A 10443-nucleotide genomic window follows, 5' to 3' on the forward strand; every position below is an offset into this window, starting at 1 on the left:
TCCTCGAACACGCGGCCACCCTGACCGCCGACCCGGCACTGCGGGCGTCGCGGGCACTGCTGGCCGCACGCGCCAAGCGTGAGGCGGCAGCACCGCATGAGGCCTATGAACTGTTGGCGATCGCCGAACTGGGGCCCCTGACCGAGCTGCAGCGCGCCGAGGCGGAGCGGATGCGGGGCGCGATCCTGTTCACGCTCGGTCGGGTCGGCGATGCGGCCGCACCACCGCTGAGTACCTCGGCGGCGCAACTACGCCGGGCCGCCGAACAACTGGAGCCACTTGAACATCAGCTGGCCCGGGACACCTACCTCGAGGCATTCGGCTCGGCGATGTACACCGGCCGCAGCAACCCCGATGCCCTTCAGCGGGCGGCGCGCGCGGCATCGGCGGCGATGGCCGCCGCCACTCTCGACCGGCCCGCCGATCTCCTTCTCCAAGGTCTGGCTGAACATGTGACGCACGGCGGCGGGCTTGCCACGGTCCGTGCGGCCCTGAAACTCTGGCTGGCCCAGTCCGAACCGGGCGGCCGGCAATCCGTGCACTGGATGGCGCCGGCAACTCCGGTGCTGCAGGAGACTGCAGCCAGTGAAATCTGGGACGACGACCTCTACCACCGCCTTGCGGCCGGCACCGCCCGGCATGCCCGCCAATCCGGGTTCCTGTACGCGCTGCCGTTCGCGTTGGAATTCCTGGCGGGATCACATGTGCTCGCCGGTGAATTCGACACCGCGCAAGGTCTTCTCGACGAAGCGCTGGCCATCTCGCAGGCCGTGGGCCACGTGCCCGTCAAGTACCACACGCTTGTCCTGCTGGCATGGCGAGGCGACCCGGACCACGCGCTCCCGGCACTCGAGACCGCCCGCGCCGCCGGCGCGGCACACGGTGAAGGCCGACTGGCCGGAGTGACGGCCTATGCGACGGCGGTGCTGTACAACGGCCTCGGCCGATACTCCGAGGCCTTCGACGCTGCCCGAGTGGGCTGCGAGTACGACGACCTCGGCGTATTCGGTTGGTGCCTCGCAGAATTGGTCGAATCCGCGGTGCGGGTTGGCGACCGGAAGGTTGCGATGGCCGCCTTGGCGCGGTTGCAGGACCGCGCCGGTGCCAGCGGCACCGAGTGGGGTCTGGCCACAGTGGCAGGCGCACGGGCACTGGTAACCGACGACCAGGACTCCTACCTCGAAGCCATCGAACGATTCCAGCGGACTCGCCTCGTGGTGCACGCTGCGCGCAGCCAGCTGCGTTACGGCGAGTGGCTGCTGCAGGACAACCAGAAAGCACCAGCGCGCAGCCATCTTCGGCAGGCTCATGAGTCGTTCACCTGGATCGGCGCCACCGCCTTCGCGGAACGGGCCCGCCAGCAGCTGGTTGCAGCCGGTGCCCGGGTGACCGCTTCCCGCAAAACCGCTGACGCACCGACTGCGCTGACCTCCCAGGAAAAGCAGATCGCCGACCTGGCCCGCCATGGACTGACCAACCACGAGATCGGTGCGCAACTGTTCCTCAGCCCGCACACTGTCGACTGGCACCTGCGCAAGGTGTACACAAAACTCGGCATCACCTCCCGTCGCCAATTACGCACGGGGGGATGAATCCAGGCGTCTCACGCGGCACACTCGTCGGCCACGCCTCCAGTAGCACGACCGGTCGCCATGCCCGCCAACGCCACCCGCAGCCGCTTCCGCGCCCGAAACACCCGCGACATCACCGTCCCGATGGGAATGCCCAACATCTGGGCGATCTCCGCATACGCGCATCCTTCGATGTCCGCGTAGTACAGCACCACGCGCTGCGGCTCTGGCAATGCGCCGAGTGCTGCCCGGACCCTGATGTCCGGCAACAAATCCAACACTTCCCGCTCGGCCGAACGCGGCGTCGTCGCGGTGCGATCGGTGCCAAGCGCCAGTTGGGCTTCGGTGATGCCGTCCATGGTCACCTCGGTGGGGCGGCTCTGCCCGCGCCGGTAGTTGTTGATCCAGCGGTTATGCATGATCCGGAACAGCCAGGCTTGCACATTGGTGCCGGGGGTGAAGGTGCCGAAGCCGCGGTAGGCCGCCAGCATGGTCTCCTGCAGTAGGTCGTCAGCGTCGGCATCGTTGAGCGTCAGCCGTCGTGCTCCGCGTAACAGCTTGCTGCGCAGCGGAAGCACGTCCTGCTCGAACTGGGTGGCGACGGTGATTGTCATGGCCTGTCCTCTTTCGTCTCGCGTAACCGAAGCTGACACCAGCCTCGCGGCCTGCTCCACGTAGCGGACCCCCACAACCACGTAGTCCTCGCCACGTAGTCGACACCACTGCGTCGGCACCACGTGCCGGTGTCACAAATGCCGGCGCTGCGCGGTCCTACAACTAGACGGCTCCGACCGTCACGAAGCCCTCAGAAGGAGTGAACATGAGCGTGGTCAACATTGCCCAACCCGGTCACACCGGTTTTGTCGAGTCAACTCCGTCGCGATATGCGTTGCGGGTCGGCGATATCGACGTCCTGGTGATCAGTGACGGCGTACTACCGATCACCGCCGTGACGCTGGCCACCAACCCCGCACCGGCCGACCTCTCGGCCTGGCTCAAGGACATGTACCTGCCACCGGAAGTGCTCGACTGGCCGCTGAACGTGGCGGTGGTGCGCAGCGGTAACCAGACCATCCTGATCGACTCCGGGCTCGGCACCGAGTTCCCGGGCTTCCCGCGGGCCGGGCAGTTGGCCATGCGATTGGACGCCGCCGGGATCGACCCCGCGTCGGTGACCGACGTGGTGCTCACCCATCTGCACATGGATCACATCGGTGGGCTGCTCGTCGACGGCTTGCGGGGGCGGCTGCGCCCGGATCTGCGAGTGCACCTGGCGGCTGCCGAGGCCGAGTTCTGGGAGGCCCCCGATTTCTCGAAAACCGTCATGCCCGAGCCGATTCCCGAAGTGTTGCGTGCCACCGCAGCACAGTTCCTGGATATCTATCGCAACCAGCTCCGCCCATTCGATACCGAGTACGAGGTGGCGCCCGGTGTGCTGCTGCGCCGCACCGGCGGTCACACTCCCGGCCACAGCATCGTCCGCATCGAATCTGGCGGCGACGCACTGACATTCGCCGGTGACGCGGTGTTCCAGCCGGGGTTCGACCAGCCCGAGTGGCAGAACGGATTCGAACACGACCCCGAGGAATCGACACGGGTCCGGATCCGACTGCTACAGGAGCTGGCAGCCAGCGGCGAACAACTGGTGGCCACTCACCTGCCGTTCCCATCTGTCTGCCACGTGGCCCGGCACGGCAACCACTTCCGTTTCATCCCGACAGTGTGGGATCACTGACCGTAATCGCCGAGGCTCCGCAGCATCGCACCGTGCTTCGCGTCAGCCTGCGCAAATGAGGTGGCGCTGGCCCGGATGTTGGCCGCATGACTGTCGATTCGGGCTTGCAACGCTTTGTTGCGAGAGTCCCACTGGGCCGCGCGGGTACCCAGGGCTTCCGCGGAACGGCCCGCCCAACCCAGGCCGGCCGAGGAGATGCGTGAGCTCGCCGCGGTATGGCTGGTGGCCAGCTCATCACCGCGAGCCGTGACTGTTGTGGCTGCATGGTGGAGCGCCTGCGGGTCGATCGACAAACGTTTGGGCATGATGCTCCTAAGATGGTGCTGCTGCCGGCCAACCCGGGTAGGCCGGCAGCGTCGGATAGTCGGAACGCGGATGCTCACCCTGACGCAGGAACTTGCGGCGCTCCACCGGATCTGGGGCGCGGTCGCGGCAGGCTTGCACATCCTCGAGCGCGGTGGGCCAATCGGGCCAGACCTCATTCATGTCCAACCGTCGCGAGTCTATGCTCCAACCACCGAAGACATCGTCACTGGGAGATCGGGCTGGCCCGCGTTGCGACGGCAGCGGCGACGCCGATATCTCGGGGGCCGTCATCTTCACCTGCATCGCGACCACACCGTCGTCGTCTACGTCGCCGGGATAGGGGCCGTAGTTGCCATTACCGAGGTCATACGTGCTGGTGTATCGGCCATACGAGCACACGATGGCCGTAACAGCACGGCCGACCGTGTCAATCCGCAGGATGTGCAACCGATCCGTTCCAACAAGCGGAAAAGGCAGCGGATGCGACGTCCCGGGCCACGGAGTTCCGGGCACCTCACCGGTCTCCGCAGGCGATAACACGGCTCGAGTGAATCCGGGATAGACCACGTCGATAGTGCCCATCGCGCTCGCGAGCGCACGGGACTCCACGTAAGCCCGTACAACCACAGCCGGCCCCGTGATCAGCTCGATCCCAGGTTCGGCACTCCACACTGCGTTGACATTCGCCATCACACCCGTCCACGGTTCAGCCACCGACACACGAACAGACTGCCCCGAAGTCTGTTGCGTGCACGCTGACACCACCATCGTGGCCAGCAACAGCACAGTGATCCGTACTCTCGAAGTTCGACTCATGGATTCGCTGGCATCCATGGGCGCGGGTTCTTGATGACTTGGTTGTAGGAGTCCTTGTCCGATCCGATGGTTGCCACGTACTCGTCGCCGACAACTCTGGCTGTAGCGAGCCGCATCTGCCTGTTGTACTCGAACTCGTCTGCATCGGCCGACTGTCCGCTGCTCGCGAACTCTTCGAATGACCGGATGTGCCCCACCCCTCCCCTTTCGCCGGGCGCAAGGAAACCGTCTGGCAGATCGACCATCACCCCATTGGCATGCAGACCATTGAGCACCGCTCGGTGCGCGTCGTATTCGGTCATATCCGAATACAGCTGCGGTTGTGCAGTCGGTGACGGCGCCGAACCGATGATGTCCGTCTTCAACGCCGATCCCAGGGCATCGACACCGAAGGCGGCAGCGGGTCCGCCGGGCGTCAGATCGGCACCGACGGCGAGCGCCTTGACGGCCATGTCGTACGCGGCGGCCTTGGACGCATAGGCTTCTGCGGCACGGACATCGGTATTGACACCTTTGGCGTCGAGCGCATTGTTGGTGCCGACGTCCACCAGGGCGCGAAGCACATTCGCCTCCTGCATGTTGGCGTTGCTCATCACGGCATCCGGCACATTGTTGGCGATACCGTGGGCGTAAGCACTCTGATCCCGCAGGATCTCCTCGTAGGCTTTGCCGTTGAAGATCTCGCCGGCATCGGGATCGGTGTTCAGCACCGAGAAAATGCGTTTGGCGACGGGCATGGTGTCGTCGCTTTGGGCGGCCGCCGAATCCGGTGCCGAGAAGAACGCCGATAGTTCGTTGTGCTCGCCGGCAATGTTCGCCACGTACGGAGACAATCCTTCGGCGAATCCCTGCACCAGCTTCGGGTTGATCTCACCGAGCGATGTGATGCCCCGGCATGTCCAGCAGGCGTGGGGTGTGCTCCCCCAAGTAGTTCGAGTAGGCCTGGGCAGTTTCACCGGCGATCTGTGCTTCCGAACCCGTTGCGCTACCTGTCCAGTCGAACACCCCGGATATCGCTTCGCCGTCATCGCCCCAGTGATTGGCGGTGGCGTACTGCATGAACTCCCCCGCTTCCATACTGGGCAGCAGCGCGTTCTGTACACCGGTCACCAGCTCGTGATCAACGATGTGATCAACATTGCCGGCGGCAAACAGCTTTTCCGACAGCGGGTTCACCACCTGCTGAGTCAGGCTGAGCGGCCCGTTCATGGTGCCGAAGGTGGTGGTGCGCAGTGCTTCCTGCGCGCTCAGCGGAAGCTGCTCGAACCCGCCGCGCATGCTGGTGTCGGGATCGGTCGTCGCCCCCGGCTTGAGTTGAGTCTTCGGGAACTCGACCTTCGGGTTACTCATCAGCTGCCAGGAGTTGCCGACCATATCCCGCTCACCGCCGAGGCGCCCTTCGGCGGTCCGTAATGCCTCGACCGACATACCGTGCTGCTGGGCCTGCAATTGACTGAGCACCGCCGCCTGCTCGGTGGTCAGCGGTACCTCGCCGGCCTGCTGTTCGGCAGTGATGGTGTCCAGGACCCCATTCACCCGGGCAGCGGCATCCTGGTCGCCGGCAAGCGCATCGTGGACCGCCGCTTCAGCGTCCTCGGAGCTCACCCACTGTTCGTTGAGTTCCTGGGTGATCTCGTCGGCGGACTTACCACCGTCGGCACCGTCGATCGCCAGGGCCAGGGTCTCGTCGGCCCGGTCGGCACGGGTGAGGAGTCGTTCGATCTCGGCGCAGATGATCCGGTAGTTCTCCTCCTGGATCGCGGCTTCCTCGGGATCGCTGGACTCGACGTAGGTGACTGTGCCCGCCGCGGCGTCGATGGTCATGCCGACCGCAGCCGCCTCCTGCTGCAGGTGCTGCCAGTCGGACTTGATGGACCGGATGGTCGTTTCGGCGACCTTGGCGGCCTCGGCAACTGCGTCGAGTTCGTCGGCGTGCAGGTTCAGGTCCCGCCCGATATCGCTGTTGGCTGCCTTGGCGGCGTCGTACGACTCCCCCCTCCCAGGGGATCGCGTCGATGATCTGACCGAGTTGGTCCGACGTCATCCGGGTCGCCGCAGAGTCATCGGTGGCGGCGGCAAAGACAGTCTGGATCGCGTCGGGATCCCACCTGTCCAGATCCGCCAAGGACATCCCCACGGCCACCCCCATTTGCCCGCTACGGTCGGCAACTTACCGTAGCTGGCAAACAGCGGTTGGTCAGTTCACCATCACGTCGGTCCACCCGAACGATCAACGCGCCGTCATCGCAGCGTCACATGTTCACCGGCTTCGGCTATGTACTAACATTCGCCGCCATGGGTAAATTGACAGTTCTGACAATTATGTTTGCGGCCGGGTTCGCACTCGCCCCGGCAGCGAACGCAGATGCCGTCACTGGGCCGTTTGCGCAGCATATGGGGCCATTTACCGCACCTTTTGCACAGGAGTCGAGCTCATCATGCGACCCCAACTACTCGGGTGCTTGCGTCCCGATCGCCAGCGATGTCGACTGCGCCGGCGGTAGCGGAAACGGACCAGCCTACGTCTCAGGTCCGGTCTATGTAGTCGGAAGAGACATCTACGGCCTCGATCGTGACGGCGACGGCGTCGGTTGCCAGTAGTCGCACGACCACTGCGAGTCCCGGACTCACTGGCAGCTCGGCGGCAACAACGCCCAGCCTTCACGGCAGGGCCTCACAAATGCGGTGCGTCCTCCTCTGCAGCACCCGTCACCGCGCGCATCCAGGCCTCAACGAATGCTTCACGCGGAAGCGGTGTTCTCCACCGAGACCGATTTGCCGTTCGAGACTTGACGGGGCGTTGGGCGGTGTCGCACTGAGTGTCCGGTGTGTCTAAGCTTCGGTACGCTCCGTCCAGCTAGGCGGCGTTCCTACGGGGAAGGGACTCGCGATGGATGTCGGGGTCGACGATGTCGCGCAACAGGCCTATACCGGTGAGCTACCGGACTGGTCCGAGGTCGAGTCGCTGGTCGAAGCTGCGTATCGACGTTGTAAATCAGACTCGGTAGGCGCTGTCGCTGACTACATCCCGATCTTGGCCGAGGCCAACCCGGATTGGTTCGCGGTCTCTGTCGCCGAAGTCGATGGCTCGGTGCACACCGCGGGCGACATCGACATCGAGTTCTCCATCCAGTCGATCTCCAAGGCGTTCGTGTACGCGCTGGTCTGCGAGGAGTTCGGCCACCAAGTTGTCGCGGATCGGATCGGGGTCAACAACACCGGCCTGCCGTTCAGTTCGGTGATGGCCATCGAGCTCAACAATGGCCATCCGATGAACCCGATGGTCAACGCGGGTGCCATCGCGACGACCGCACTGGTGCCGGGACGCACCGCGACCGAACAGTGGGACGCCATTGTTTCTGGGCTGTCGGAGTTCGCCGGCCGGCCACTGGAGGTCGACGACACGGTGTACACGTCGGAATCGCTGACCAACCAACGCAACCGCGCGATCGCCCGGCTGTTGGAAAGCTACGGACGCATCGAAGCTGATCCGCTCGACGTCGTCGACATGTACACCCGGCAATGTGCGCTACGGGTGACCGCGGCCGACTTGGCCGTCATGGGTGCCACGTTGGCCGACGGAGGGGTCAATCCCGTCACCGGTCGGCGCGTCGTGTCGGCAGCAGTGTGCCGGGATACGTTGGCGATTCTCGCAGCCAACGGCGCCTATGAGCGTTCCGGTGAATGGCTTTTCGAGATCGGCCTTCCCGGCAAATCGGGCGTGGCCGGCGGGATTGTCGCCGTCGCCCCCGGAAAAGCGGGCATCGGCACGTTCTCCCCACCCTTGGACGCGGCCGGGAACAGTGTTCGCGGCCAGCGCGCCACGGCCTACCTGTCGCGAGTTTTGGGACTCAACATCTTTGCTTCCCAGGTACACACCATGGCCGCCCAGCGAAAGGCTCATTCGTGACCACACCATCGTCCGCGGGCATCGACGAACGCACCTCGTGGCTCCCCATGGTGGGCCTGTTCCTCGCCCAGATGTTGATGTCGTTCAACGTCGCAGCACTCCCGGTCTCGATCGGTGGGATGGTCGAAGATTTTGGTGTGCCGCCCACCGCGGTCAGCACCGCCATCGTCACCTACGGGCTGGTCGTTGCAGCACTGGTGATGGTGGGCGCCAAACTGGGCCAGCGCATCGGCTGGATCGTGGTGTTCCGGTTTGTCGTCGCCGCGTTCGCCGGTTCGGCGCTGATGATGATCCTGGCTCCGTCGGTGACATGGGTGATCGCCGCACAAGCGGTGGCAGGTGCCTCGGCAGCGATCATCGTGCCTTCTCTGGTCGCGTTGATCGCCGCCAATTACCGTGGGGAACAACAAGCCACCGCGGTGGGGTCGCTGGGTTCGGCACGTGCCCTGTCTGGGGTCAGCGCCTTCCTGATCGGCGGAACACTCGGCACTTTTGTCGGCTGGCGGCCGGTGTTTGTCGTCGTGCTCGTCTTGGCGATTGCGGTGTTCCTCTTCAGTTTCCGGCTGCACTCGGCTGCCGGCGACAAGTCCGTCGACATCGACGTGGTGGCGGCGCTGTTGATCGGCGTGGCCATCATGGCGCTGACCCTGGGCTTCAACAACCTCAACGGGTGGGGGTTGCTGCAGGCTACGCGTGACGCGCCGTTCGACGTTCTCGGGCTTTCCCCGGCACCCTTGCTGGTACTGGTCGGAATCATCCTCGGTCAGGCGTTTTTTGTCTGGACGCGGAACCGAACCCGCACCGGCAAGGCACCGCTGGTGAGCTTGTCGGTCCTGGGATCCTCCCGGGAGCGCGCCGCCGTGTACGCGATGTTTGTGGTCGTTTGTCTCGAGGCAGCGCTGAACTTCACGGTGCCGCTGTACATCCAGATCGTCCAGGGCCGCACACCGTTCGACACCTCGCTGGCGATGCTCCCGTTCAACCTCACCGTGTTCATCACCGCGACGCTGGTCGTGCGCTTCTATCGCCGATTCTCCCCACAAGTCATCGGCGCGTTCTCCTTCGGCCTGACCACGATCGCGCTGCTGTGGCTGTCGTTTGTCGTCACCAACAACTGGGAAACGCTGCCGACCATCCTGGGACTCATCGTGTTTGGCATCGGCCAAGGCGCTTTGGTCACCCTGGTCTTCAACGTGCTGGTGACCGCGGCCCCCAGAGAGCTCGCCGGCGACGTGGGCTCGGTGCGCGGCACCACTCAAAACCTCGCGTCGGCCGTCGGAACAGCGATCGCAGGAGCGATGCTCGTCGGCATCTTGTCCCTCAACGTCGGCCAGGCAGTCATCAACGACGTCGACATCCCCGATCGACTCATCGCCCAGGTCGACCTCGACCAGGTGAACTTCGTCAGCAACGACCAACTGCGCGATGTCCTGGCCCGCACCGACGCCTCCGAAGCCGAAGTCGAAGCCGCGGTACAGATCAACATCGACGCCCGCCTGCGCGCCCTCAAACTCGGGCTGCTGATCCTGGCCGGTGTCAGCGCCATCGCCATTCTCCCCGCGTCGCGGCTGCCCAACTATCGCGCCGGTGAGATCCCCGAAAATCTCGGCGCCTCAGGACCTCCGACCACGTAGGTGTAATCAGTCCTGGACCGGCCATCCCTGCCTGACAAAATTCCCGGAACCCCCGATTTGTCGGGGGTCTGACGATCCCTGGTTGCGTCGGTCGAACATCGGCAGACTTTGGCAGATGGATTGGGAACAGCTGGCCGACTTCCTGCGTATCCGCCGTGAAGCACTCGCGCCCCTGGACGTGGGGCTGCCCACCGGGGCGCGGCGGCGCGCCGTCGGCCTGCGCCGCGAAGAGATCGCAGCACTTGCGCTGATCTCCACCGACAACTACAGCCGGATGGAACGGCGACGCGGCCCGCAGCCATCCGTCGAAGTCGCCGCCCGGGTGGCCTACGCACGCGACGGCGCCGGTTCCCGCGCTGCCCACATCGTCGACGCGCTGCTGGAGCGCAGCCCCGACTTCGCCACCCTGTGGAAACACCACGACGTCGCCCAGCCGGCGGAATTACGCAAACGCATTCTGCATCCGAAACT

The 10443-nt window shown here is 64.9% G+C and carries 10 protein-coding genes and 1 pseudogene; 5 read left to right on the top strand and 6 right to left on the bottom strand.

Annotation, left to right across the window (positions count from 1 at the left end):
* The coding region (locus WBB07_RS15025; RefSeq protein WP_526309009.1) for a helix-turn-helix transcriptional regulator at positions 1-1592 on the top strand (1592 nt) is incomplete at its 5' end.
* 11 nt (positions 1593-1603) lie between these two features.
* Here WBB07_RS15025 and WBB07_RS15030 read toward each other — a convergent pair.
* A complete protein-coding gene (locus tag WBB07_RS15030) occupies positions 1604-2185 on the bottom strand; it encodes a sigma-70 family RNA polymerase sigma factor (protein ID WP_526309011.1) in 582 nt (193 codons plus the stop codon).
* A 206-nt stretch (positions 2186-2391) separates the two neighbouring features.
* Here WBB07_RS15030 and WBB07_RS15035 point away from each other — a divergent pair, with 206 nt between their 5' ends.
* Complete coding sequence (locus tag WBB07_RS15035; RefSeq protein WP_526309013.1) at positions 2392-3306, top strand: MBL fold metallo-hydrolase; 915 nt, start codon at positions 2392-2394, stop codon at positions 3304-3306.
* On the opposite strand, the gene WBB07_RS15040 is transcribed toward WBB07_RS15035, so the two are convergent.
* The 5 genes and pseudogenes from WBB07_RS15040 to WBB07_RS15060 all read right to left on the bottom strand — a co-directional run.
* Positions 3300-3611 (bottom strand): WXG100 family type VII secretion target, encoded by a 312-nt coding sequence (locus WBB07_RS15040; protein ID WP_526309015.1) that lies wholly within the window; start codon positions 3609-3611, stop codon positions 3300-3302. The genes WBB07_RS15035 and WBB07_RS15040 overlap by 7 nt on opposite strands.
* 7 nt (positions 3612-3618) lie before the next feature.
* A complete protein-coding gene (locus WBB07_RS15045; RefSeq protein ID WP_526309017.1) occupies positions 3619-4332 on the bottom strand; it encodes a hypothetical protein in 714 nt (237 codons plus the stop codon).
* Between the two features lie 92 nt (positions 4333-4424).
* On the bottom strand, positions 4425-5249 hold the full coding sequence (locus WBB07_RS15050) for a hypothetical protein (RefSeq protein WP_526309019.1): 825 nt from the start codon (positions 5247-5249) through the stop codon (positions 4425-4427).
* A 49-nt stretch (positions 5250-5298) separates the two neighbouring features.
* Complete coding sequence (locus WBB07_RS15055) at positions 5299-5637, bottom strand: TPR repeat domain-containing protein (protein ID WP_526309027.1); 339 nt, start codon at positions 5635-5637, stop codon at positions 5299-5301.
* A gap of 15 nt (positions 5638-5652) precedes the next feature.
* Positions 5653-6411: pseudogene (locus tag WBB07_RS15060) on the bottom strand (TPR repeat domain-containing protein); the annotation flags it as partial.
* Positions 6412-7318: 907 nt separating this feature from the next.
* On the opposite strand from WBB07_RS15060, the gene glsA reads away from it, so the two are divergent.
* The 3 genes from glsA to WBB07_RS15075 all read left to right on the top strand — a co-directional run.
* Positions 7319-8338, top strand: coding sequence for a glutaminase A (glsA, locus tag WBB07_RS15065; RefSeq protein WP_526309021.1), 1020 nt, complete (start codon positions 7319-7321; stop codon positions 8336-8338).
* Entirely contained in the window at positions 8335-9972 is a 1638-nt protein-coding gene (locus WBB07_RS15070) for an MFS transporter (protein ID WP_526309023.1), read from the top strand. The genes glsA and WBB07_RS15070 overlap by 4 nt, the downstream gene beginning before the upstream one ends.
* Positions 9973-10087: 115 nt before the next feature.
* On the top strand, positions 10088-10443 hold a 356-nt coding region (locus tag WBB07_RS15075), incomplete at its 3' end, for an MmyB family transcriptional regulator (protein WP_526309025.1).

Origin of the sequence: Mycobacterium sp., assembly GCF_049647605.1 — a bacterium.
Classification (GTDB): Bacteria; Actinomycetota; Actinomycetes; order Mycobacteriales; family Mycobacteriaceae; genus Mycobacterium.

What these genes read in the sequence shown, in the direction of transcription:
- WBB07_RS15040 (WP_526309015.1), bottom strand. Translation starts at nt 3,611, where the DNA reads ATGCCCAAACGTTTGTCGATCGACCCGCAGGCGCTCCACCATGCAGCC.
- WBB07_RS15035 (WP_526309013.1), top strand. Translation starts at nt 2,392, where the DNA reads ATGAGCGTGGTCAACATTGCCCAACCCGGTCACACCGGTTTTGTCGAG.
- glsA (WP_526309021.1), top strand. Translation starts at nt 7,319, where the DNA reads ATGGATGTCGGGGTCGACGATGTCGCGCAACAGGCCTATACCGGTGAG.
- WBB07_RS15030 (WP_526309011.1), bottom strand. Translation starts at nt 2,185, where the DNA reads ATGACAATCACCGTCGCCACCCAGTTCGAGCAGGACGTGCTTCCGCTG.
- WBB07_RS15055 (WP_526309027.1), bottom strand. Translation starts at nt 5,637, where the DNA reads ATGAACGGGCCGCTCAGCCTGACTCAGCAGGTGGTGAACCCGCTGTCG.